Genomic DNA, 23,727 nt, shown 5'->3' with positions numbered 1-23,727 from the left:
GCACCGAAGGAGGGCGCCATGGCGACCGACCTCCACCTCGCCCAGAACCCGGACGCGGACGCCCTGCTCAGCCGCAGCCCGCTGGCCGCGCTGATCGGGATGCTGCTGGACCAGCAGGTCCCCATGGAGTGGGCCTTCACCGGCCCCTACACGCTGCTGGAACGGCTCGGCGGGCACGACCTCGACGCCCACGCCATCGCCGACCACGACCCGGACGCCTTCGCCGCGCTCTGTGCCGAGAAACCGGCCATCCACCGCTACCCGGGGTCGATGGCCAAGCGCATCCAGCAGCTCTGCGCCTACCTGGACGCCCACTACGACGGCGACCCCGAGGCGGTCTGGCGCGACGTGGCGACCGGCCAGGAACTGCTGGGCCGGCTCGTGGAGCTGCCGGGCTACGGGAAACAGAAGGCACAGATCTTCCTCGCGCTGCTCGGCAAGCAGCTCGGCGTCCGACCCAAGGGCTGGCGGGAGGCGGCCGGGGCCTACGGGGAGAGGGACGGCTTCCGCTCGATCGCGGACATCACCGGGCCGGCCTCCCTGGAGAAGGTCCGGGCCCACAAGCAGGAGATGAAGGCCGCAGCAAAGGCGGCGAAAGCGGGCTGAGCGCCGGCCCTGCGCCGGTCGGCGCCGCGCAGGCCGAGATCAGCCGGGCCGCCAGGTCGTCGGCGAGGCGGGCCGTCGGGCCGCGGCGTCGGCGGGAGCGGGCGAGACCGAGGTGGCGGACCGGCCCGGGCGCGGCCAGCGGGAGCGCCACGAGGTCGGGTGCCGCCTGCTCCACGGCGATCTGCGGGATCAGCGCGATCCCGACGCCCGCCCGAACCAGCGACTGGGCGAAGGCGTAGTCCGTCGACGTGCACGAAACGCTCAGCTCCACGCCCGCCAGCTCCGCGTGGCGGGCCAGCTGCGCGGCCGACTTGTGGCAGCCCAGCACCCACCTCTCCCCCGCCAGCTCGGCGAGGTGGAGCCCACCCGGGCCGTCCGCTCCCCCCGCCTTCGCGTGGCCGCGCGGCAGCACGACCCGCAACGGGTCCTCCAGCAGCGGGGTCCAGTCCAGGCCGCCGCGGTCGCCGGGACGGGCCGGCGGCGGGCCGTCGAAGTGGTAGCCGAGAGCCAGTTCCGCGCGCCCCTCGCGAACCAGCGGGAGGCTCTCCTCCGGCTCGGCCTCCACGATCGTCAGCTCCACCTCGGGATGGTCGGCGACGAACGCGCCCAGGACGTCCGGCAGGAGGTGGCGGCCGGCGCTGGCGAAGGTCGCGACGGTCAGCGACCGCCGGGGCGCGCCGAGCCGGTCGATGCGCAGCTGCGTATCGGCGAGTTCGGCGGCGATCGCCTCCGCCGCGTCGACCAGCAGCCGACCGGCCTCGGTCAACACGACGCCCCGGGTGCTGCGTTCGACCACCTCGACGCCCAACCGCCGCTCCAGCGAGGCGATCTGCTGGGACACGGCGGAGGGCGTGAGCCGCAGCTCGCCCGCCGCGCGGTTGAAGCTGCCCTGCCGGGAGACCTCACGCAGGACGGCCAGCCGCTGGACGTCGATCACCAGTTCTCCTTATGACGAGTGCAGGAGATCGACACTACCGCTGCCGACCTGGCCGGGACAGGCTGATCCCATGACTGTGACCGTGACCGTGAGCGCAGACCGCACCAGCCCTTCTCCCTCCGTCGCCGTGATCGGCGGCAGCCGGTACTTCGGCAGGCTGCTCGTCGCCGAGCTGTGCGCGACCGGGGCGTCCGTGACCGTGATCAACCGGGGCTCGAAGCCGCCGCCGGAGGGCGCCGCCCACCTGCGCGCGGACCGCGACGACGCGGTGGCGCTGCGGTCCGCCCTCGGCGACCGGCGGTTCGACGCCGTCGTCGACCAGGTCTGCTACACGCCGGTCCAGGCGGACCTGGCGGCGCGGGTCTTTGCGGGCCGCACCGACCGGTACGTGATGACCTCGACCGTGGAGGTCTACGCCGAGCTGGGCCGACCGGGCGGACCGGCGCTGACGGAGCAGGCCGTCGACCTCGACGCGGTACTGGTCGATCCGGAACTCCCGTGGCAGGAATCGGAGTTCCTTGAGCGCAACTACGGCGAGGGCAAGCGCCAGGCCGAGGCGGTGCTCCAAAGGGCCGCCGCCGATGTCGGTTTCGCCTTCACGAGCGTGCGCGCCGCACACGTGCTCGGCGGCGACGACTTCACCGGACGGCTCGCCCACTACACCGAGCGGATCGCGGCACGCCGGCCGGTGCTGGTCCACCCCGACCCGCAACCCGCCTCCTTCGTCCACGCGCAGGAGATCGCCCGCTTCCTGGCCTGGACGACGACCGCCACGTTCACCGGACCGGTCAACGCGGCATCCCAGGGGACGCTGACAGCGAGGCAGTTGGCAACGGCCATCGATCCGGCGGCGCTGGTCGAGGTCGGTGCGCCCGCCTCGCCGTTCTCCTTCGAACGCGCCTACCCGATGAACACCGCCCGGGCCGAGGCCCTCGGCTTCCGGTTCGCCGCGGTGGCCGACTGGCTGCCCGGCTCGCGGCGTGAAGATCGCGTCAACGTATTTGACAGTGCCCTTATGCGCGGGTCACGATGAATCGGTTGTTTATGAGACACCTCGTTCGGTGAGGCGTCTCCACGGACACAGGCCACTGATCCCACCCGTCGAGAGACGCTCCGGATCAGGACACCTCCTCCCGACCTAAGGGTTGAGGCCAAGTGGCTGCACGCGAGTGCTACGCCGTGGAGTGCCAAAGCTCTGACGAGTTGGGGTGTACCGGATCCGTTCCAGCGGTCCGGGATCGGTGTGCCCCCTGCCGCTTCGACGCGAGACGCGCGTCATGACCGGAGGGAGGCGAGAAGCAGATGGACGTCAGTCCTAGTCCGGGCCACAAACGGCCCCACGACACCCGCTTGACCTCGTCTTCTTCTTTCGGCATGCGGTAACCACCTGCCTCGCTCCACCACCTTCTGCGCACAGGCATGCCTGCACGCAGGGCGGATGGATGCCGCATGCCCTCCAACCGGCCTCACGGCCACGGGGAGGGACCACCATGTCCACCACGCTCGACACCCGGGACACCCGCACCGCCGTGCTCGACGACGCCCACGTCGGCGACATCCGCGGCGCGCTCGGCACCATCAGGCTGGACGACCACGGCGACCGCCGCGGCCTGTCCGCCAAGCTGAAGACCCTGCTGGCGATCGTCGGCCCCGGCCTGATCGTCATGGTCGGCGACAACGACGCCGGGGCCTTCGCCACCTACGGCCAGGCCGGGCAGAACTACGGCACCCACCTGCTGTGGACGCTGCTGCTGCTCGTCCCGGTGCTCTACGTCAACCAGGAGATGGTGCTGCGCCTGGGCGCCGTCACCGGCGTCGGCCACGCGCGGCTGATCCTGGAGCGCTTCGGGAAGTTCTGGGGCGCGTTCAGCGTCATCGACCTGTTCATCCTGAACGCGCTGACGCTGGTCACCGAGTTCATCGGGATCACGCTGGCCGCCGGCTACCTGGGCCTGCCCAAGGTGCTCGCCGTGGTGCTCGCCGCCGCGGTCATCATCGCCTCCGCGTTCACCGGCTCGTTCCGGCGGTTCGAGCGGATCGCGATCGCCCTGTGCGCGGGCTCGCTGCTGCTGGTGCCGATCTACTTCCTGTCCCACCCGAGGACCTCGCAGATGGCCCACGACTTCGTGGTGCCGGACCTGCCGGGCGGTCAGGGGCAGCTCGCCACCGTCATGCTGCTGATCATCGGCATCGTCGGCACCACCGTCGCGCCCTGGCAGCTGTTCTTCCAGCAGAGCTACGTCATCGACAAGCGGATCACGCCGCGCTTCATGGCGTACGAGAAGGCCGACCTGTGGCTCGGCATCGTGGTCGTCGTGGTCGGCGCCGCCGCGCTGATGGGCGCGACCGCCGCCGCCTTCGCCGGCACCCACGAGTCCGGCGGCTTCACCGACGCGGCCGGTCTCGCCCACGGCATCGAGGCCCACGCGGGCAAGGTCGCCGGCGTGCTGTTCGCCGTCGCGCTGCTGGACGCCTCGGTCATCGGCGCGTTCGCGGTCTCGCTCTCCACGGCCTACGCCATCGGGGACGTCTTCGGGATCAGGCACTCGCTGCACCGGGGTGTGCAGGGCGCCAAGGGCTTCTACGCCGTCTACGCCGGCATCGTCGCCCTGGCTGCCGCGGTCGTGCTGATCCCCGGCTCGCCGCTGGGCCTGCTGACCGAGGGCGTGCAGACCCTCGCCGGGGTGCTGCTGCCGTCCGCGACGGTCTTCCTGCTGCTGCTCTGCAACGACAAGCAGGTGCTGGGCCCGTGGGTGAACGGCCCGAAGACCAACGCCTTCACGGCGGCCGTCGTCGGCGTCCTGGTCACCCTGTCGATCATCCTGACCGCCTCGGTGCTGTTCCCGGACATCACCGCCGGGGCGATCCTCGACATCATGGCCGGCTGCGGTGTCGCCGGGGTCCTGGCGGCGGGCTACGCCTTCACCAAGCGTCGTACCGCCACCAAGGAGGACCCCATCGACCGCACCGGACGCGACAACTGGCGGATGCCGCCGCTGGAGACGCTCACCCGGCCCGCCATGGCCACCGGCCGCAGGATCGGGATGGGCGCGCTCCGCGGCTACCTGCTCGTCGCGATGGTGCTGGTGATCGTCAAGATCGTCGAGGTCGCGCTGGGGCACTGACGCCCCGCCGCCGCCCTCGCCGCACGGGCCCGGCCTGTCACTCGTTGACGGGCCAAGCCTGCGCCGCGACGCTGACCCGGTTCCAGGCGTTGATGGTCGTGATCAGCCAGACCAGCTCGGCCAGCTCCGTCTCCTCGAACTCCTCGGCCGCGGCCGCCCACACCTCCTCGCGCACGGGGCCGTCGGAGAGCCGGGTGACCGCCTCGGTCAGCGCGAGCGCGGCCCGCTCTCGCCGGGAGAAGAGACCCGTCTCCTGCCAGACCGGCAGCAGCAGGAGCCGCCGCTGGTCCTCGCCGCCGGCCAGCGCGTCGGCGCTGTGGGTGTCGACGCAGTAGGCGCAGCCGTTGATCTGCGAGGCCCGCGCCCGGACCAGCTCCTTCAGACCCGCCTCCAGGTCGCTCCCGGAGGTCGCCTTGTCCAGCGCGACCATCGCGCGCATCGCGGCGGGGGCCAGCTTGTCGGCCGCGACGCGGACGCTGATCTGCGGGTTGCCGGTCTTGGCGTCGGTGTCGGCGTTCGCGGTGTTCGTCTTCGCGGTGTTCGTCTTCGCGGTGTTCGTCGTCGCGGTGTTCGTGTTCGTCGTCATGTGGATGAGTCTCCTCCCGCAGTGGACCCGCGATAAGGTCCATTTCCATGACCGATGAATGGTCCACTTTCGGCGTCGACCTCCACCTCGACCTGACCGCGGGGCGGGCGGGCGGCGAGGGTGTCCGAGCCGCGCTTGAGCGGTCGTTGCGGGAGGCGATCCGCGGCGGGCGCCTCGCCGCCGGAACCCAGCTGCCCGCGACCCGCGCCCTCGCCACCGAGCTGGGCCTGTCCCGGGGGACGGTCAGCGCGGCCTACGACCAGTTGGTCGCCGAGGGCTACCTGATCGCCCGCCACGGCTCCGGCACCCGGGTCGCGGACATCGCCCGCCCCGAGCGGCCCGCCTCGCGGGGCACGCCGCGGCCGCCCCGCCACGACCTGCGCCCCGGCACGCCGGACGTCGGCTCGTTCCCGGTCGCCGCCTGGCTGCGCAGCTCCCGCCGCGCGCTCGGCTCGGCGCCGCCCGCCGCGTTCGCCTACGGCGACAGTCGCGGCCGTCCCGAGCTGCGCGCCGCACTCGCGGACTACCTCGGCCGGGCCCGGGGCGTCGACGCCTCCCCCAACCGGATCGTCGTCACCACCGGCTACGTCCAGGCGCTCACCCTGCTCGCCCACGCCCTGCCCGAGGGCGGGTTCGCGATGGAGGACCCGGGCCTGCCGTTCCATCGCGAGGTGGTCCGGTTCACCGGCCGGGAGGTCCTCCCGCTGCCGGTGGACGACCGCGGCGCGAACAGCGCCGCCCTGCCGGCCGCGGGCGTCGCGGCAGCGGTGGTCACCCCCGCCCACCAGTACCCGACCGGCGTCACCCTGCACCCCGACCGCCGCCGCGCCCTGGTCTCCTGGGCACGGACATCCGGGGCGGTGGTCGTCGAGGACGACTACGACGGCGAGTTCCGCTACGACCGCCAGCCCGTCGGGGCGCTCCAGGGCACGGCGCCGGACCGCGTCGTCTACGTCGGCACGGCGTCCAAGACGCTGGCCCCCGGGGTCCGGCTGGCCTGGATGGTCCTGCCGGGCCACCTGGTCGAGCCGGTGATGCGGGCCAAGCGGCTGACGGACTACCAGTCCGAGGCCCTGGGCCAGCTGACGCTGGCGGACTTCGTCACCTCGCACGAGTACGACCGCCACGTGCGGGCCGGCCGCGCGCGCTACCGGCGGCGACGGGACCTGCTGCTGTCGGCGCTCGGGGGCCACCGGCTGGAGGGCGTGGCGGCGGGGCAGCACCTGCTGCTCGGGCTGCCGGAGGGCGCGGCCGAACCCCGGCTGCTGCGGTCGGCCGCGGCACGTGGTCTCGCCTTCGGTGTCCTGGGCGAGCACTGGCACACCCCGTCGCCCGAGCACCGGGGCGGCCTGGTCCTCGGCTACGGAACCCCGCGTGACGCGGCCTTCCCGGCGGCGGTCGCGGAGCTGTCGGGACTGCTGAGCGCCGAAGCTGTGTTCGGGTAAGACCTTTTTCTTTCATTTCGCGCTTACGATGTCCGCGCCCGGGGGGACGACGAACAAAATCGGGTGAGAGAGACGAACGTGAGCCGATCCGGCGGGGAGGGACCGCTCTCCGACTACCGGGCGGACACCGGACGCATCGCGTCGTGGCTGCCGTTGCGCAGGCACCACGCCTTGCTCGTCGGGTGGACCGTCCTGTGGTTCGTGCTGGTCGCACCGAGCGGCGGTGTGTCCTGGCACTACCTGCGCCAGGGCGAACAGCTGCTCTTCGGCGGGACGCCCGACGGGGGCCTCTCCCTGTACGCGAACCACCCGGACCTGCAGATCGGGCCGGTCAGCCTGGCCGTCGCCCGGCTGTCCCAGCCGTTCGCCCCGGCCATCGGCCAGCTGCTGGCCGAGGCCGCGATGTCGGTCCTGGGCCTGGTGATGCTGATCCTGGTCGGGCGCACGGCCGCCCTGCACTACCTCGGCACCGGCACCAACCACCGCAGGCTCCAGCAGCGCATCCTCGTCGCGGGGCTGGCGTTCATCCCGATGTGGATCGAGGTCTCGGTCCGCTTCGCGCACCTGGACGACGTGCTGGCGCTCTTCTTCGCCACCGTGGCGGTGCACTCGCTGGCCAAGGGCGGCAGTTGGGCGGTGGCGGTCTGGCTGGCGCTGGCCGTGGACGCCAAGCCCACGGCGGTGCCGTTCGCGGTGCTGCTGCTGGCGTTGCCGCGCGGATCACGACGCGGGCCGTTCCTGCTGTTCTGCGCCGTGGTCGCGGTCGCCTGGCTGCCCTTCTACCTCGGCAACCTGGGCTCGGTCTCGGCGGCGCAGTTCGCGATACCCAACCAGCCCGCGTCCTCGCTGCGCTGGCTGGGCGTCCACAGCGCGGGCACGCCGTCGTGGGACCGCCCGGCCCAGTTCGGGCTCGGCGCGCTGCTCGGCGCGATCGCCATCTGGCGCGGCCGCTGGCCGGCCGTGATCCTGCTCGGCGCGGACGCCCGGATCCTGCTCGACCCGAGCACCTACACCTACTACAGCGCCTCGGTGCTGCTGGGCACGTTGCTGTGGGACGCGGTGGGCCAGCGCCGCCTGGTGCCGTGGTGGAGCTGGATCGCGCTGCTCTCCCTGTACGGGGGGACGCTGGTCATCCCGGACGACCCGACGCGCGGCCTGGTCCGGCTGGGCTTCGTCGTCCTCTCCGTCTCCTACGTGCTGCTGTGGCCGACGCCGGGCAGGAAGCGGCAGCGCGGGCGACGCCGGTCCGGCGCCACCGCCCGCCGCGGGAGGGTGCCCGCCGCCGCGTCCTTTGCTGCGTCCACGCCCGCCGGCCTGGGCACGGACACGGCCGCGAACGAGCAGGCGGGGTCCCGGCCCGAGCTGGTCGAGGCCTGGTAGCGGCGGGCCGGACGCGGGTGTCCTGCGGGTTCACCCGCAGTGACGTTTCGGCAGCCGTGCGTCAAACCGCTGCACTTCGTGCGCTCCCCCGAACGGGCCAGCCGAGCCGCTAGGCTCGATCAATGACCTCGACGACGACGCGTTCTGACGAACCGGCACAGCCGGACCCGGCCGAACTGGAGGCCCTGGCACGGCGCTTCCCGCGCCTGCACGCCCCGCAGTTCTGGGCCTGGGGTGGCTACGACGCCCACTTCGCCGCCGTCATGCCGGAGGACCGGCTGGTCACCAACATCCACCTGATCGGCTTCGCGCCGCTGCCCGACACGCCGAGCGCACCGGGCACTCCCGACGGGCAGGGTGTGGTGCTCTGCCGCGACGAGCGCGACCACTGGTTCCTGCCCGGCGGCACGCGGGAGCGGGACGAGAGCATCGACGACTGCCTGGCCCGTGAGCTGCGCGAGGAGGCGGGCGCGCGGCTGCTGGACGCGCCGGTCTGGATCGGCGCGCACCGCTGTGTCACCGACCGGCCCACCCCCTACCGGCCCTGGCAGCCGCATCCGGAGAAGGCCTGGCTGTGGGGTTGGGGCGAGGTGGTCGTCGACTCCGAGCCGACCAACCCCGAGGACGGCGAGTCCGTCGTCGAGGTCCGCGTCGTCGCGCCCGCGCAGGCCCAGGAGTTGCTCTCGCACGGCCGGGACGGCTGGTGGGCGGAGCTGGTCGCGCTGGCCGTGGAGTCGCGCGAGAAGCACGCGCGAGCCGGGGGGCGCACGCCCGGCGCGTGACAATCGGGCCCGAACCGACCTGCGGCGACGCACACGTGACAGTACGACTTGCGCGCGGAACCATGGATGTCCCCTGTGCGTCTGTTACACCTGTTAAGCCCGTGGTTGTGGGTTTATGAGTTTTGACAGGTTTTGGCACGCAGTGCGGAGGACCAGCGTGAGAGGAGAGGTATGACTGGGCAGTCGACGCGGCGCCCGACGCCGCGACCGGCCGACCGGGCCGCCCAGCCGCCGAACCCCCGCGCGGACCGCGCCCACGGCGGACGGCCCTCGCCCCAGCGCTCCGGCCCGCCCCGGCCGACGCGCGGGCGCCTGGCCCGCCCCCAGGCCGGCTGGGTGCTGCTGGCGCTGCCGCTGCTCGGCGCCCTGGTCGACGAGGTGTCGGGCACGCCGCTCGGCGGGGCCTTCGCCGTCTGCTCGGTGCTGGCAAGCGCCTGGGCCGCCCTGCTGGTCACCCGGCGCGGCCTGTGGTGGGTGCTGCCCAGCCCGCCGCTGGTGGTCGCCTCGTTCGCCTTCCTCGACCAACTGCTGCTGCACAGCTCCGACTTCGCCGGTACCAAGCTCGGCACGGGGCTGCTCAAGTGGTCCGTGGACCTCTTCCCGACGATGTTCTTCGCGCTGCTCGCCGCCCTCGCCGCGCCGCTGCTGCGGCGCGCGCTGAGCCACCGTGCCACCGCCCGCAGCTCCGCGCGCGTGGCCACCGACGACCGCGACGCCCAGGTCCCCGTCCCGCGAAGGAGCCACCATGGCTGACCGTCCCGGTGACCGCCCGCACGGGCGTCCCTCGGGCCGGCCCTCGGACCGCCCCGGAGACCGCGCGGTCGGCCGGCGCCCCACGACGCCGCTGGTCCGCGCCGGACGCGCGGCCGTGGCCACCGCCTCCGCGGTGGTACTGCTGGGCAGCGGCGTCTCCTGGTTCACCTACCACTCGCTGACGGACGGCCTGAACACCTCCGACGCACTGGGCGTCACCCAGCGGCACGCGCCGCCCAAGCTCGACAACTCGATCAACCTGCTGCTGATCGGCCTGGACAGCCGCAAGGACATGAACGGCAACGACCTGCCCAAGCAGTTCGTGGAGCAGGACCTCCACGCCGGCTCCAGCGACATCGGCGGCTACAACACCAACACCCTGATCCTGCTGCACATCCCCGCCAACGGCGGCAAGGTCCAGGCCTTCTCCATCCCGCGCGACGACTACGTCGAGACGCTCAACGGCGACGGGACCTCCCAGGGCCACCACAAGATCAAGGAGGCCTACGGCCTGGCCAAGGCCGCCGCCGAACCGGGCCTGAAGGCCCAGGGGATCACCGGCGCGGCGCTGGAGCAGCAGAGCCGCGAGGCCGGGCGCGAGGCCACCCTCGCCACCGTCCAGCAGTTCCTGGGCGTGCGGATCGACCACTTCGCCGAGGTCAACCTGCTCGGCTTCTACGACATCGCCAAGGTCGTCCAGCCGATCACGGTCTGCCTCAAGCACGCCACCAAGGACCCGGCCATGACCGGCCAGGGCTCCGGCGCCGACTTCCACGCCGGCTACAACACCCTGGACGCGGCCGGCGCGCTCTCCTTCGTCCGGCAGCGGCACAACCTGACCAACGGCGACCTGGACCGCACCCACCGGCAGCAGGCCTTCATCTCCTCGGTGATGTACAAGCTGAAGCAGGAGGGCCTCTTCAACGACCTGGGCAAGATGCAGGGCCTGTTCGACGTGGTGAAGAAGGACGTCGTGCTGGACTCCCAGTGGAACGTCCTGGACTTCGCCCAGCAGGTGCCGAACCTGACCGGCGGCAACGTCGTCTTCAACACCCTGCCGATCCAGGGCTTCGCGACCCGGAACGGCGAGTCGGTGAACCTGGTCGACGCCCAGCAGATCCAGCGGATCATGCAGCGGCTCATCTCCGTCGATCCCAGCCCCGCCGCCGCGCCCTCCACGACCGCCCCGGCGCCCGCCGCGCCGCAGCAGTCCGGCCCCGTCGCCCCCGCGACCGTCGACGTGCTGAACGGTTCCGGCGTCACCGGCCTGGCCGCGCAGAAGCAGAAGAGCCTCGTCGACGCGGGCTGGACGGCCGGCCGCACCGGCAACGCGACGGCCCGCGCGCACACCGTCGTCCGCTACGGCTCCGGCGCGGACGCGGCCAAGGCCGCGAAGCAGATCGCCGCGAAGCTGGGCGTCCCCGCCGTGCCGACCGCCTCCGCGAACGTCGCGGCCGGACACGTCGAGGTCCTCCTCGGCGCGGACTCGGCCGGCGGCGCGGGGGGCACGGGCAGTTCGTCCGACAGCGCCGCGACCGGCGGATCGACGGCGAGCATCCCCTTCCAGGGCGCCTCGGTCGACATGGGCAGGGGCATCCCCTGCGTCGACTGATCCCGGCCGTGATCGCGGCAGGATCCCGGCTGGTGGACGGATCCGTCTCAGGAGCGGCACCCGGCTAGGAGAACGGGAAACACGTAAGACACACTTGTTGTGATTGATCGCACTGTTTCCCGGTCGGGCATGATGGGGACCGAACCTCAAGCCTGCACGGCCGACTAGGAGGACCGAGTGGACGACGTTCTGCGGCGGGCACCGCTCTTCACCGCACTGGACGACGAGCAGGCCGCCGAGCTGCGCGCCTCCATGACGGAGACGACGTTGAGCCGCGGCGAGTCGCTGTTCCACGAGGGAGACCCCGGGGACCGGCTCTACGTCATCGTCGAGGGCAAGCTGAAGCTGCACCGCGCCTCGGCCGACGGCCGCGAGAACATGCTCGCGGTGGTCGGCCCCAGCGAGATGATCGGTGAGCTGTCGCTCTTCGATCCGGGCCCGCGCACCGCCACCGCCTCGGCGCTGACCGAGGTCAAGCTGCTGGGGCTGGGCCACGGCGACCTGCAGCCGTGGCTGGCGACCCGCCCCGAGGTGGCCATCGCCCTGCTCCGCGCGATCGCGCGCCGCCTGCGCCGTACCAACGACGTGATGTCGGACCTGGTCTTCTCGGACGTGCCGGGCCGCGTGGCCAAGGCGCTCCTCGACCTCTCGCGCCGCTTCGGCGTGCCGTCGGACGAGGGCATCCACGTGGTGCACGACCTCACCCAGGAGGAGCTGGCCCAGCTCGTCGGCGCGTCCCGCGAGACGGTCAACAAGGCCCTCGCGGACTTCGCCCAGCGCGGCTGGCTCCGCCTGGAGGCTCGCGCCGTGATCCTGCTCGACGTCGAGCGCCTCGCAAGGCGCTCGCGCTGAGGATCAGTCGCACCACTGACGGGCGCGGGGCTCCGCTGACCTGTGGCTCCGCCGCCGGGGCGCGAGAAACCACCGACGAGCAGATGGTCCTCAATGCGCAGGGCCATCAGCGCTGAGCGGTTTCTCGCGCCGACGCAGGGGGCACCTCCCGGCCGAAGGCTGGGGGAGGAGCCGCATACCGGCAGCGCCCCGCGCCCCCTAGTGGTTCCGTAGGTACTCGAGTTGAGCTCTGACGGACCACTCCGCCGCGGGCCAGAGCGAGCGGTCGACGTCGGCGTAGACGTGGGCGACCACCTCCGACGGGGTCGTGAAACCCGCCTCTACCGCTGCGGCGACCTGCGACAACCGTTGCTCGCGGTGGGCGAGGTAGTACTCCACCGCGCCCAGGGCGTCCGCCAGGACCGGGCCGTGGCCCGGGAGGATGGTCGTGGCCTCGCGGGCCTCCGCGAGCGCGCGCAGGCGCTTGAGGGAGTCGAGGTAGTCGCCGAGGCGGCCGTCGGGGTGGGCCACCACGGTCGTGCCGCGCCCGAGGACCGTGTCCCCGGTGAGCAGCGAGCCCTCAGCGGGCAGCGTGAAGCACAGCGAGTCCGAGGTGTGCCCCGGTGTGCCGACGACCCGCAACTCCAGGCCGCCGAACTCCAGCACCTCTGCGTCCGCCAGCCCTTCCGAGCCCAGCCGCAACGCCGGGTCCAGCGCCCGGACCCCACTGCGGCTCAGCGCAGCGAAGCGCAGCGCGCCCTCCGCGTGGTCCGGGTGGCCGTGGGTGAGGAGCGTCGCCGCGACCCTGCGGCCCTGGGACTCGACCGCCGCGAGGACCGCGGCGAGGTGGCCCTCGTGCAGCGGGCCCGGGTCGACGACCACGGCCTCGGCCGAGCCGGGCTCGGCGAGGATCCAGGTGTTGGTGCCCTCCAGGGTCATCGGGGAGGGGTTCGGCGCCAGGACCAGCGTCGCCCGCTCGGTCACGGCCACCGCGCCGCTCACACGTGCCCCCGCAGGGCCAGGCCGGGGTGGCCGGGCCAGCTGACCACGATCGCGCCGTCGTCGGCGATCTCCGCCCGGGCCAGGACCGGATCGATCGCGCGGGCCTTCGCCGCGCTCAGCGCGGCGTCCGGGGTGGTGAAGGAGCTCAGCTCGCGCAGCGTCGTGATGGTCGGCGGCAGCATGAAGAACTCGCCCGCCGCGTGGTGCGCGGCAGCCGCCTGCGGGGAGATCCACAGCACCCGGTCCGCCTCGCCCGGGACCTCCGCCGTGCGCTGGCCGTCGGGCACGGTGGCCACGAAGAACCAGGTGTCGTAGCGGCGCTCCTCGAACTCCGGGGTGATCCAGCGGGACCACGCGCCCAGCAGGTCGCTGCGCAGCACCAGGCCGCGGGAGGCGAGGAACTCGCCGAAGGAGATCTCGTGCGCCTCCAGCGCGGCGCGCGCCGCGCGCCATTCCTCGCCGGAGACGTCAGCGACGACGGAGGCCGCGTCGGGGCCGGCCAGCAGGACGCCGGACTCCTCGAACGTCTCCCGGACCGCCGCGCAGACGATCGCGCGGGCGTCGTCGGCGGGCACGCCGAGCCGCTCGCCCCAGGCCTCCGCGTCCGGACCGGCCCAGCCGAGACCCGGCGCGCTGTCGCGCGGGTCCACGGCGCCGCCGGGGTAGGCGTAGGCGCCGCCGGCGAAGGCCATGGACGTACGGCGGCGCAGCAGGTACGCCTCGACGGCCTCACCCGCGTCCGCGTGCGAGCGCAGCAGCACCACCGTGGCCGCGCGACGCGGCTCGACGGGGGTGAGTTCGCCGCGGGCCTGCGCCGCGATCCGGTCCGCCCAGCTGGTGGGCAAACGATCGTTCCGTCGATCACTCATGGCCGGATCGTACGGCGCAGGCTCAAGAATGCCCACACCAACCCGTGGTGGGGCACGCCTGCGCGAGACGTCAGGCGCGGACCCTGACCTGGATCTCGACCTCGACCGGCGCGTCCAGCGGCAGCACCGCGACGCCGACCGCGCTGCGGGCGTGCACGCCCGCCTCGCCCAGGACCTCGCCCAGGAACTCGCTGGCGCCGTTGACGACGCCCGGCTGGCCGGTGAAGTCGGGGGCGGAGGCGACGAAGCCGACGACCTTGACGACGCGCTCGATGCGGTCCAGGTCGCCGATGACGGACTTGACGGCCGCCAGCGCGTTGATCGCGCAGATCCGCGCCTGCTCCTTGGCCTCCTCGGCGGTGACCTCGGCGCCGACCTTGCCGGTCAGGCCCAGCTTGCCGGCCACCATCGGGAGCTGGCCCGAGGTGTAGACGAAGTCGCCGGTCTGCACGGCCGGGACGTAGGCCGCCAACGGCGGCACGACCTCGGGCAGCGTCAGGCCCAGCTCGGCCAGGCGGCTCTCAACCTTGCTCATGGCTACTGCTTCTCCCGCTTCAGGTACGCAACCAGCTGCTCGGGGTTGTTCGGGCCCGGAACGACCTGGACGAGCTCCCAGCCGTCCTCGCCCCAGGTGTCCAGGATCTGCTTGGTGGCGTGCACCAGCAGCGGCACCGTCACGTATTCCCACTTGGTCATGACACTGGACTCTAGCCCGTCCACGGGACAGCCATTGGTTACGCTCGACCGGACGGCAGCATTGACCAGACGCGCGATCGCCAGGGAGGCACGGCTCATGCCCGCAGCTCCACCTGCAGGTCCGACAGGTCCGGACTGGGAGGGTGTCCGACTCCACGTCGTCACCGGCAAGGGCGGTACCGGCAAGACCACCGTCGCGGCCGCGCTGGCGCTGGCGCTGGCCAAGGAGGGTCGCCGGACGCTGCTGATCGAGGTCGAGGAGCGCCAGGGCATCGCGGAGCTCTTCGGGATCGCCGCGCTGCCCTACGAGGAGCGCAAGGTGGCCGGCGGTCGCGGCCACGGCGAGGTGTTCGCGCTGGCCATCGACATCGAGCAGGCGCTGCTGGAGTACCTGGAGATGTTCTACAAACTGGGCCGCGCGGGCAAGGCGCTGCGCAAGCTCGGCTTCATCGACTTCGCCACGACGATCGCCCCCGGCCTGCGGGACGTGCTGCTGACCGGCAAGGCCTGCGAGGCGGTGCGCCGCCGTCGCCCGGACGGGCGACGCGTCTACGACGCGGTGGTGATGGACGCGCCGCCGACGGGGCGGGTGACCCGGTTCCTGAACATCAACACCGAGGTGGCAGGCCTGGCCAGGGTCGGGCCGATCCACAACCAGTCGCAGGCGGTCATGCGGGTGATCCAGTCCCCGGAGACGGCCGTGCACCTGGTCACCCTGCTGGAGGAGATGCCGGTGCAGGAGACCGTGGACGGGGTGGGCGACCTGCACACGGCGAAGCTGCCGGTGGGCGGGGTCTTCGTCAACATGGTCCGGCCGCCGGTGCTGGACCAGGCGGCGCTGCTGGCCGCCGAGGAGGGGCACGAGGACGACCTGGCCCTCGCGCTCACCGAGGCGGGCCTCGGCGGCCGGCGCACCGCCGCGAACGGCGGCGGCCCCGGCCCGACGGTGCGCAAGCTGGTCGGCCCGCTGCTCGCGGAGGGCCGCGAGCACGCCGCCCGCGTCGAACTGGAGCGCGCCCAGCGAGCGGACATTCAGGGGCTGCGCCTGCCCACCTACGAACTGCCGCAGCTTCCGGGCGGCGTCGACCTCGGCGGCCTGTACCGGCTCGCCGCCGAACTGCGGACCCAGGGGGCGGCATGACTTCCTCGTTGGCTTCCTCACCGGAGGCGTTGACCAACCGTCAGCTGGACGTGGACGCCCTGCTGGACGACAGGAAGACCCGGATCATCGTCTGCTGCGGCAGTGGCGGCGTCGGCAAGACCACGACCGCGGCGGCGCTGGGCCTGCGGGCGGCCGAACGCGGCCGGAAGGTCGTCGTGCTGACGATCGACCCGGCCCGACGGCTGGCCCAGTCGATGGGCCTGACCGAGCTGGACAACACCCCACGCGTGGTCAAGGGCGTCTCCGGCGCCGGCGAACTGCAGGCCATGATGCTGGACATGAAGCGGACCTTCGACGAGGTCGTGCTCTCCCACGCGGACCCCGAGCGGGCCCGCCAGATCATGGACAACCCCTTCTACCAGTCCCTCTCCTCCGGCTTCGCCGGGACGCAGGAGTACATGGCGATGGAGAAGCTGGGCCAGCTGCACGCCACGGGCACCTGGGACCTGATCGTCGTCGACACCCCGCCGAGCCGCTCCGCGCTGGACTTCCTGGACGCGCCGAACCGGCTGGGGTCCTTCCTGGACGGCCGCCTGATCAAGGTGCTGACCGCCCCCGCGAAGGTGGGCGGGCGCAGCGCGATGAAGATGCTGAACGTCGGCATGACGATGTTCACCGGGGTGCTGAGCAAGGTGCTGGGCGCGACCGTGCTGCAGGACGTCTCCACGTTCGTCGCCGCCATGGACTCCATGTTCGGCGGCTTCCGCGAGCGCGCGGACCGCACGTACGCGCTGCTGCAGGCCAAGGGCACGGCGTTCCTCGTCGTCGCGTCGCCGGAGCGGGACGCGCTGCGCGAGGCGGCGTACTTCGTCGACCGCCTGGAGGCCGACCGCATGCCGCTGGCCGGGCTGGTGCTGAACCGCGTCCACGGCACGGGCGCGCCCCAGCTGAGCGCGGAGCGTGCGCGGGCGGCCGCGGAGGCCCTCGACGAGGCCCCGCCGGGGGACGCGGAACAACTCGCCGCGGGTCTGCTGCGGCTGCACGCGGAACGCATGCAGGTGATAGCACGCGAACACCGCATGCGCGCCCGCTTCGCCTCCGTCTACCCGGACGTCAAGGTCGCCCCGGTCCCCGCCCTCCCGGGCGACGTCCACGACCTCGAAGGCCTCCGCGCGATCGGCGAGCAGTTGGCCCTTTAGGGGCGCGGGGAACTGCGCGAGCAACCACCCGAGGCGGATGGCCCTGCCCAGAGGCCCATCTGCTCATCGCTGGCTTGTCGCGCAGTTCCTCGCGCCCCTGAGGTAGTGCAACGTCCCCAGGAGGGAAATCTGCCTCAGCCGGCTTCGGCGAAGTCCACGGTGACGGTGTAGGCCTGCTCGTACTCGCTGCGCGCGGTCTCCAGCAGGCGACGCCACGACACGACCGTCGGGCGCCTGCGGAGCAGCGCTCTGCGCTCACGCTCGGTCATACCCCCCCAGACACCGAACTCGACACGGTTGTCCAGAGCATCCGCCAGGCACTCCGTGCGCACCGGGCAACCCGTGCACACCGCCTTGGCGCGGTTCTGTGCCGCCCCCTGGACGAACAGTTCGTCCGGATCGCTGGTGCGGCAGGCGGCCTGCGCACTCCAGTCCTCAACCCAGCTCATGCTGGCGCCGTCCTCTCCCGAATCGAGGCTCCCCCACGGCGGCAACGGCGAATATGCCGTTGCCAGTTGAGGACGTTACGGAAGAAGTGGGCGTTGCAACAGCCCCCTGGGGCCCAATCCTTATGGCCCGTTTGGACTATGCGTGGCCAGGAGATCACCCATTGGAGTGATCGCAGGTCGGCGGACCATACGGGCTTCGGGGACCCGTCCTACCGTTCCCGCGTGCTCATACGCCTGGCATATGCCAGGCATTCCCCCACGATTCGGTCATCTCTCATCACCCACAAGAGTGAATCAAGAAAGCGCACGGCAACTTGTCGCACGCTTGTGACAAGAGTAGGCGAACACCTGCCCACCTGTCCGAGGAACGCCACGTAAGGTTCTGCCATGGCAGCGAAGCGCAAGGTGTCCCCCCTCCAGCAGGTCTCGCTCGGCGCCCGGCTTCTCGGCGCGAGCGTGCTGGCCGGCGGTCTCGTCGCGGGCCTGGCCCTGCCGGCCGTCGGCGCGCTCGGTCTCGGGGCCAAGAACGCGGTGAACGACTTCAACAGTCTCCCCGCCGACTTCACCGCGCCGCCGCTGTCACAGGCGTCGTACATCTACGACAACCAGAACAACGTGATCGCCAAGGTCTACTCGCGCGACCGCACCGTCGTCTCGGAGAGCCAGATCGCCCCGGCGATGCGGCAGGCGCTGGTCGACATCGAGGACAACCGCTTCTACCAGCACGGCGCGGTCGACCTGCGCGGCATGCTGCGCGCGCTGACCAACAACAGCGGTGGCGGCGGCATGCAGGGCGGCTCGACGCTGACCCAGCAGTACGTGAAGAACGTCTTCGTCGAGAAGGCCGGCAACGACCAGGCGCTGGTCCTGGAGGCGCAGCGGCAGACCCTGGGTCGCAAGATCCAGGAGCTGAAGTACGCGATCCAGGTCGAAGAGAAGATGACCAAGGACCAGATCCTCACCGCGTACCTCAACATCACCTTCTTCGGTGAGCAGGCGTACGGCGTCGAGGCCGCCGCCGAGCGCTACTTCGGCGTGCACGCCAGCCAGCTGAAGGTGCAGCAGGCGGCCATGCTGGCCGGCATGGTGCAGTCGCCGTCGAACTACGACCCGATCATCTACCCGGACCTCGCGCTCAAGCGCCGCAACACGGTGCTCGACAAGATGGCCGAGTACGGCTCGATCACGCAGGCCCAGGCCGACACCGCGAAGGCGACCCCGCTGGGCCTGAACCCGAAGAAGGCCCAGGAGGGCTGCATCACCGCGAGCCACAACGGTGAGGCCTTCTTCTGCGACTACGTCGAGCACATCATCCTCAAGGACCCGGCCTTCGGCGCGACCGCGGCGGACCGGCAGGCGCTGTGGGACAAGGGCGGCCTGCAGATCCACACCACGCTGGACCCGAAGGCGCAGGCCGCCGTCTACAACTCGGTGACCTCCCACGTCTACGCGAGCGACGCGGCCGCCACGGCCATGACGATGGTCCAGCCGGGCACCGGCAAGATCCTCGCCATGGGCCAGAGCCGCCCGTACGGCCTCGGCAGCAGCAACGCCGTGACCAGCCTGAACTACAACGTCGACCGCAGCATGGGCGGCGGCGGCGGGTTCCCGACGGGTTCGACGTTCAAGCCGATCACCGCCGCGGCGGCGCTGGAGAACGGCATCGGCATGGACAAGCAGTACCAGTCGCCGTACCAGGAGCCCTACCCGGCGATGCAGGACTGCTCCGGCGCCACCCTCGCCGAGACGGACAATCCGCCGGACGAGAACGACTCGACGAGCCTCAAGGGCCCGTTCACCATGCCCGAGGCCATGGCGAAGTCGGTGAACACCTACTTCGTGCCGCTGGAGCGCGACACCGGTCTGTGCAACGTGGTGCACATGATGAACAAGCTGGGCATCACCACCCAGGCCACCTACGTGCCGGGCACCACGACCCTGGCGCCGATCGCACAGGTGCAGTCGCTGACGCTGGGCACCAACAGCCTCACCCCGCTGGAGATGGCCAACGTCTACGCCACCTTCGCGGCCCAGGGCCTGTACTGCGCGCCGACCGCGATCACGTCCGTGACCACCTCGGACCACAAGCAGCTGGCGGTGCCGCAGGCCAACTGCCAGCAGGTGATGCAGCAGAGCACCGCCAACGCGATCACGACCATGCTCTACGGCGTGGTCGAGGACGGCACCGGCGTGCAGGACAAACTGCCCGACGGCCGCGAGAGCGCGGGCAAGACGGGTACCACCAACGAGCACAGGCAGGTGTGGTTCGTCGGCTACACCCCGGAGATCGCCGCGGCGACCGTGGTGAGCGACACCGGCACCAAGCTCACCAGCCTCTCCGAGCAGCCGATCCACGGCGTCACGCAGACCGCCTTCGGTGCGACCCTGGCGGGTCCGGTCTGGCAGGACGCGATGATGGCGGCACTGGACGGGGTCCCGCAGAGCGGCTTCACCCTGGTGCAGCTGCCGGCCCCGGCGACGCAGTCCAGTGACAGCACCAAGGGCAAGGGCGGCAAGGGCAAGGGCGGCGGCAAGAACGGCGGCAACTCGGGGGGCAACACCATCCTCGGTCCGACCGGCGGCATCATCGGCGTCGCCGGCGGGAACAACGGGGGGAACAACGGCGGCGCCACCGGTGCCCCGCCCTTCGGGCACTGAGCCGTAGCCGCGCGTCGCACGGCACCACGGCCACCACGGCCACCACGGCCACCACGCGGGAAACGAGAAACCACCGGTCGGGGGCGACCCCGACCGGTGGTTTCCCGTTTCCCGCGCTCTCGGTGAGCTCTCAGCTCAGCGCCTGCTTGACCGCGGCGGCGACGCGGCCGCCCTCGGCGAGGCCCTTGACCTGCGGGTTGACGATCTTCATGACCGCGCCCATGGCCCGCGGCCCCTCCGCGCCCGCGGCCCTGGCCTCGGCCACCGCGGCCGCGACGATCGCGGCGAGCTCCTCGTCACCCAGTTGCTTGGGCAGGTACTCGGCCAGCACCACGCCCTCCGCACGCTCGCGGGCCGCCGACTCGGCGCGGCCGCCCTGCTCGAAGGCCTCGGCCGCCTCCCGCCGCTTCTTCGCCTCACGGGTGATGACCTCCAGGACCTCCTCGTCGCTGAGCTGACGCGCGGTCTTGCCGGCCACCTCCTCCTTGGTGATGGCGGCGAGGGTCAGCCGGATCGTGCCGGAACGGAGGTCGTCACGGGCCCGGATCGCGGCGGTGAGGTCCTCCTGGAGCTGCTGCTTGAGCATGGTGGTCATGCCGCAAGTCTGACATCTCCGCACAGCTCGCCGCGCGGATTAACGGCGGTGGCGGACGCGTGCGAACGCGGGGCGGGGGTCCGGGTTCCGGATCTCCGCCCCCGTCGTTCGAGGTCCCCCGGGGCGTCTGCCACCATGGACGGATGCGCACCCGATACGCCGCTCCGCTCAAGGCCCTTGGAGTCACCGCCGCCGTCGGCGCGGCCTGCGTCGGCTACGCCGCCGGGGTCGAGGTGCGGTCGTTCCGGCTGCGCCGGGTCGAGGTGCCGGTGCTGCCGGTGGGCGCGAAGCCGATGCGGGTGCTCCAGCTCTCCGACATCCACATGGTCAACGGACAGCGCAAGAAGCAGGTCTGGCTGGACGGCCTGGCGGCGCTCCGGCCCGATCTGGTGATCAACACCGGCGACAACCTCTCCGACCCGGACGCGGTCCCGCAGACCCTGGACGCGCTCGGCCCGCTGCTCGACTTCCCCGGGGCGTACGTCTTCGGCTCCAACGACTACTACGGCCCGCAGCCGAAGAGCCCGACCCGCTACCTGTCGGCGATGGTCAGCGGCAACCACGGCATGAACAACGCCGACGGCTCGGCGCGGCGCGGCATCAACGGCGCGATCCACAACCCGTGGACGGAGCTGCGCGACGGCTTCGACGCGGCGGGCTGGGTCAACCTCACCAACCGGCGCGGCACGCTCAAGGTCAACGACCTGGAGCTGGAGCTGACGGGTCTCGACGACCCGCACATCCGCCGCGACCGCTACGCGTCGGTGGCCGGGGGCCCCTCCCCCGAGGCGGACGTCTCCTTCGGGGTCGTCCACGCGCCCTACCTGCGCGTCCTGGACGCGTTCACGGCCGACGACTACCCGCTGATCCTGGCGGGGCACACGCACGGCGGCCAGCTGTGCGTGCCGTTCTACGGCGCGCTGGTCACCAACTGCGACATCGACCGCAAGCGGGTCAAGGGCCTCTCCACGCACACGGCGGGCGGCCGCCGCAGCTTCCTGCACGTCTCCGCGGGCTGCGGCACCAACCGCTACACCCCGGTCCGCTTCGCCTGCCCCCCTGAGGCGACGCTGCTGACGCTGACGCCGCGGGCTCGGGCGTAGGCGCCCGCGGCGCGGCGCCTACACCTCGTACGCGCCGTCGATCGCGCCGATGTCCGCGCCGTCGAGGCCCAGCGCGCGGACGCTCCGGGCGCCGTTCGCGTCCTCGCCCAGGGCGCCCTCCAGCCAGCCGTACTGACGGCCCGTCTCCTCGGCGACGCGCAACAGCCGGTTCACCGCCGGGGCGTGGCTCTCACGGCGGGTCACCAGGTGGACCTCGATGTACGCCGCGGGCGTCACCGGCAGCCAGACCAGCCCGCCCGGCAGGCCGATCCGGCCGCTGTAACCGACCATGGTCACCGCCGCGCCCGAGGCGACCGGCGTGTAGGAGGCGTCGAAGTCGAGGCCCCGGTAGAGGACCTCCGGCTTCGCGCCCGCGCGGGCGCAGATCTCCATGATCTCGTCGTAGTGGCCGGGGTTGTGCGCCCGCGGGTGCAGCAGCAGCTTGAGGCCGTCCAGCGCGGCGGGGTCGATCGACTCGACGCCGCCCGCGACCAGCGGGTGCTCACGGCTGATCACGACGCCCTGCCGCTCGCGCCGCAGCAGTGTCAGCTCGACGTCGTCCGGCAGCGCCTCCGGCTGCGCGGAGCGGACCAGGCCGACGTCCAGGGTGCCCGCGGCGACGGAGTCGACGATGTCGGCGAAGGCCATCACCCGCGCCGAGACCTCGATGCCGGGGGCCTCCTCGCCCATCGCGTGCAGCAGCCGCGGCGCGGTCTCGTAGCCGGCGCTCATGCCGTAGCCGAGGCTGACGCCGCCCACCCGGCCGTCGGCGAACTCGCGGACCCCGCGCCACAGGCTCTCCGCGGCCTCCAGCAGCCCGGGCCCGCGCTCCAGCAGCATCCGGCCGGCCTCGGTCGGCTCGACCTTGTGCGTCGTGCGCACGAGGAGCTCGACACCGAGCTCGCGCTCCAGCTCCCGCACCTGGCGGCTCAACGCCGGCTGCGCGATGTGCAGCCGCTCCGCGGCACGGGTGAAGTTCCGCTCCTCGGCGACGGCCAGGAAGTACCGCAGGCGGCGCAGCTCGGACATGCGTCCATCTTAGGACTCGGCCATGCCGATCCGGCATGAGCGGACGCACACGGGAGGAACGTGGGGGCGAACACCTCCTGAACCCGCCCGAACCCGGCCCGCTGAGCTCCGGCGACGGCCGGGCCTGCGGAATCGGATTTCGTTCCTGGGCAGGTGGTCCGCTACAGTAATCCTCGTTGCACCGGGGTGTAGCGCAGCTTGGTAGCGCGCTTCGTTCGGGACGAAGAGGCCGTGGGTTCAAATCCCGCCACCCCGACTGGTGAAACAGCGAGACGAGGGCGGTCTTCCTTCAAGGAAGACCGCCCTCGTCTGCTTGTGCGGGCTCGCTCCGCCACAAGAAGCAAGCAAGAGGTACCTGGGCGCTGGTCGATCCCATAACCAACAGGGCTAGGATCCCGGGAACCGAACGCGTGTGAACTTTCTGCGGCAAGGAGCGGGCCCGTCATGACACCTCCCGAAGATTCCTTGGGCGGCGGCCGGGCTGCGGCGCGCCGAGCGGCACGCGGTCAGTCGGCCCCGATCGCGGTTCCCCCGGGCATGACCGCCGGGCGTCGTCGACAGAAACCCAGGAAGACGGCCAAGCGAATAGGCATGGGTGTCGGCGCCTTCGTGGTGCTGGTCGCGGCGGCCGGGTGTGCCTGGATCTACCAGCTGGACAGCAACATCAAGCACAGCGCGCTGGACACCGGCTCCTCGCCGCAGAAGGGCGCGGTGATCCCGGGCGCGCTGAACATCATGATCATCGGTTCGGACACCCGCCTCGGCGACAACGCGAACCTCGGCGGGCAGGACGACTCGCTGCCGCACGCCGACGTGGAGATGCTGCTGCACGTCTCGGCGGACCACCAGAACGCGACGGTGATGAGCATCCCGCGCGACACCGACACCCAGATCCCGGACTGCACGGTGAACGGGAAGACCTACCACTTCCCGACCCACGACCAGATCACCAACAGCCTGAACTACGG

At 71.9% G+C, this 23,727-nt stretch carries 23 protein-coding genes, 1 tRNA gene and 1 riboswitch; of the genes, 15 read left to right on the top strand and 9 right to left on the bottom strand.

The genetic code is table 11. The features are described from left to right. Window positions 1-18 precede the first annotated feature (18 nt). Window positions 19-606, top strand: a complete 588-nt coding sequence (locus ABH931_RS25690; RefSeq protein WP_370117683.1) for an HhH-GPD-type base excision DNA repair protein — start codon at window positions 19-21, stop codon at window positions 604-606. Here the strand turns inward: ABH931_RS25690 and ABH931_RS25685 are convergent. Then, entirely contained in the window at window positions 524-1,543 is a 1,020-nt protein-coding gene (locus tag ABH931_RS25685; RefSeq protein ID WP_370117680.1) for a LysR family transcriptional regulator, read from the bottom strand. The genes ABH931_RS25690 and ABH931_RS25685 overlap by 83 nt on opposite strands. Window positions 1,544-1,613: 70 nt before the next feature. On the opposite strand from ABH931_RS25685, the gene ABH931_RS25680 reads away from it, so the two are divergent. Both ABH931_RS25680 and ABH931_RS25675 read left to right on the top strand, forming a co-directional pair. Continuing rightward, complete coding sequence (locus ABH931_RS25680; RefSeq protein ID WP_370117677.1) at window positions 1,614-2,576, top strand: NAD-dependent epimerase/dehydratase family protein; 963 nt, start codon at window positions 1,614-1,616, stop codon at window positions 2,574-2,576. 13 nt (window positions 2,577-2,589) lie between these two features. Next, window positions 2,590-2,758, top strand: a riboswitch (M-box (ykoK) riboswitch). Between the two features lie 275 nt (window positions 2,759-3,033). Continuing rightward, window positions 3,034-4,668, top strand: coding sequence for an NRAMP family divalent metal transporter (locus ABH931_RS25675; protein ID WP_370117674.1), 1,635 nt, complete (start codon window positions 3,034-3,036; stop codon window positions 4,666-4,668). 37 nt (window positions 4,669-4,705) lie between these two features. Here ABH931_RS25675 and ABH931_RS25670 read toward each other — a convergent pair whose 3' ends face one another. After that, the gene (locus ABH931_RS25670; RefSeq protein WP_370117671.1) at window positions 4,706-5,254 is read right to left on the bottom strand and encodes a carboxymuconolactone decarboxylase family protein; all 549 of its coding nucleotides are present in this window, start codon (window positions 5,252-5,254) and stop codon (window positions 4,706-4,708) included. Between the two features lie 47 nt (window positions 5,255-5,301). Here ABH931_RS25670 and ABH931_RS25665 point away from each other — a divergent pair, with 47 nt between their 5' ends. From ABH931_RS25665 to ABH931_RS25640, 6 genes are all read left to right on the top strand, one after another. After that, window positions 5,302-6,699 carry a PLP-dependent aminotransferase family protein gene (locus ABH931_RS25665; RefSeq protein WP_370117668.1) on the top strand — a complete coding sequence of 466 codons (1,398 nt, stop codon included), beginning with the start codon at window positions 5,302-5,304 and terminating at the stop codon, window positions 6,697-6,699. 78 nt (window positions 6,700-6,777) lie between these two features. Continuing rightward, complete coding sequence (locus ABH931_RS25660; protein WP_370117664.1) at window positions 6,778-8,079, top strand: hypothetical protein; 1,302 nt, start codon at window positions 6,778-6,780, stop codon at window positions 8,077-8,079. 122 nt (window positions 8,080-8,201) lie between these two features. Then, the gene (locus ABH931_RS25655; RefSeq protein WP_370117661.1) at window positions 8,202-8,861 is read left to right on the top strand and encodes an NUDIX domain-containing protein; all 660 of its coding nucleotides are present in this window, start codon (window positions 8,202-8,204) and stop codon (window positions 8,859-8,861) included. A gap of 171 nt (window positions 8,862-9,032) precedes the next feature. After that, window positions 9,033-9,614, top strand: a complete 582-nt coding sequence (locus ABH931_RS25650) for a DUF6542 domain-containing protein (protein WP_370117658.1) — start codon at window positions 9,033-9,035, stop codon at window positions 9,612-9,614. Then, entirely contained in the window at window positions 9,607-11,226 is a 1,620-nt protein-coding gene (locus ABH931_RS25645) for an LCP family protein (RefSeq protein ID WP_370117655.1), read from the top strand. Before ABH931_RS25650 ends, ABH931_RS25645 begins: the two co-directional genes overlap by 8 nt. A 177-nt stretch (window positions 11,227-11,403) precedes the next feature. Beyond that, window positions 11,404-12,078: a Crp/Fnr family transcriptional regulator gene (locus tag ABH931_RS25640; protein WP_042373640.1), complete on the top strand. Its 675-nt coding sequence runs from the start codon at window positions 11,404-11,406 to the stop codon at window positions 12,076-12,078. Between the two features lie 198 nt (window positions 12,079-12,276). Here ABH931_RS25640 and ABH931_RS25635 read toward each other — a convergent pair whose 3' ends face one another. The 4 genes from ABH931_RS25635 to ABH931_RS25620 form a co-directional block, all read right to left on the bottom strand. Beyond that, window positions 12,277-13,098: an MBL fold metallo-hydrolase gene (locus tag ABH931_RS25635; RefSeq protein ID WP_370117917.1), complete on the bottom strand. Its 822-nt coding sequence runs from the start codon at window positions 13,096-13,098 to the stop codon at window positions 12,277-12,279. Further along, the gene (locus ABH931_RS25630) at window positions 13,056-13,928 is read right to left on the bottom strand and encodes an NUDIX hydrolase (RefSeq protein WP_370117652.1); all 873 of its coding nucleotides are present in this window, start codon (window positions 13,926-13,928) and stop codon (window positions 13,056-13,058) included. Before ABH931_RS25630 ends, ABH931_RS25635 begins: the two co-directional genes overlap by 43 nt. Before the next feature lie 70 nt (window positions 13,929-13,998). Beyond that, a complete protein-coding gene (locus ABH931_RS25625) occupies window positions 13,999-14,463 on the bottom strand; it encodes a RidA family protein (RefSeq protein ID WP_370117650.1) in 465 nt (154 codons plus the stop codon). Window positions 14,464-14,465: 2 nt separating this feature from the next. After that, complete coding sequence (locus ABH931_RS25620) at window positions 14,466-14,624, bottom strand: DUF4177 domain-containing protein (protein ID WP_143094391.1); 159 nt, start codon at window positions 14,622-14,624, stop codon at window positions 14,466-14,468. 97 nt (window positions 14,625-14,721) lie between these two features. On the opposite strand from ABH931_RS25620, the gene ABH931_RS25615 reads away from it, so the two are divergent. Then, window positions 14,722-15,765 carry an ArsA-related P-loop ATPase gene (locus tag ABH931_RS25615; RefSeq protein ID WP_370117647.1) on the top strand — a complete coding sequence of 348 codons (1,044 nt, stop codon included), beginning with the start codon at window positions 14,722-14,724 and terminating at the stop codon, window positions 15,763-15,765. Continuing rightward, window positions 15,762-16,925: an ArsA family ATPase gene (locus ABH931_RS25610; RefSeq protein ID WP_370117644.1), complete on the top strand. Its 1,164-nt coding sequence runs from the start codon at window positions 15,762-15,764 to the stop codon at window positions 16,923-16,925. Before ABH931_RS25615 ends, ABH931_RS25610 begins: the two co-directional genes overlap by 4 nt. A 134-nt stretch (window positions 16,926-17,059) precedes the next feature. Here the strand turns inward: ABH931_RS25610 and ABH931_RS25605 are convergent, their stop codons facing one another. Next, complete coding sequence (locus tag ABH931_RS25605) at window positions 17,060-17,374, bottom strand: WhiB family transcriptional regulator (RefSeq protein ID WP_370117641.1); 315 nt, start codon at window positions 17,372-17,374, stop codon at window positions 17,060-17,062. A gap of 387 nt (window positions 17,375-17,761) precedes the next feature. Between ABH931_RS25605 and ABH931_RS25600 the strand changes: the two genes are divergently transcribed. After that, the gene (locus ABH931_RS25600) at window positions 17,762-20,032 is read left to right on the top strand and encodes a transglycosylase domain-containing protein (RefSeq protein ID WP_370117639.1); all 2,271 of its coding nucleotides are present in this window, start codon (window positions 17,762-17,764) and stop codon (window positions 20,030-20,032) included. A gap of 130 nt (window positions 20,033-20,162) precedes the next feature. On the opposite strand, the gene ABH931_RS25595 is transcribed toward ABH931_RS25600, so the two are convergent. Continuing rightward, entirely contained in the window at window positions 20,163-20,627 is a 465-nt protein-coding gene (locus ABH931_RS25595) for a GatB/YqeY domain-containing protein (protein WP_370117636.1), read from the bottom strand. A 143-nt stretch (window positions 20,628-20,770) separates the two neighbouring features. Between ABH931_RS25595 and ABH931_RS25590 the strand changes: the two genes are divergently transcribed. After that, a complete protein-coding gene (locus ABH931_RS25590) occupies window positions 20,771-21,730 on the top strand; it encodes a metallophosphoesterase (RefSeq protein WP_370117633.1) in 960 nt (319 codons plus the stop codon). Window positions 21,731-21,748: 18 nt separating this feature from the next. On the opposite strand, the gene ABH931_RS25585 is transcribed toward ABH931_RS25590, so the two are convergent. Then, a complete protein-coding gene (locus tag ABH931_RS25585) occupies window positions 21,749-22,759 on the bottom strand; it encodes a LysR family transcriptional regulator (protein WP_370117630.1) in 1,011 nt (336 codons plus the stop codon). A 182-nt stretch (window positions 22,760-22,941) separates the two neighbouring features. Here ABH931_RS25585 and ABH931_RS25580 point away from each other — a divergent pair. Both ABH931_RS25580 and ABH931_RS25575 read left to right on the top strand, forming a co-directional pair. After that, window positions 22,942-23,015, top strand: a tRNA-Pro gene (locus ABH931_RS25580). A gap of 335 nt (window positions 23,016-23,350) precedes the next feature. After that, a partial coding sequence (locus tag ABH931_RS25575; protein ID WP_370117627.1) for an LCP family protein occupies window positions 23,351-23,727 on the top strand: 377 nt, incomplete at its 3' end.

Source organism: Streptacidiphilus sp. MAP12-33 (genome assembly GCF_041261265.1).
Lineage (GTDB): Bacteria > Actinomycetota > Actinomycetes > Streptomycetales > Streptomycetaceae > Streptacidiphilus.
This window is presented reverse-complemented; position numbering and strand designations above follow the sequence as displayed.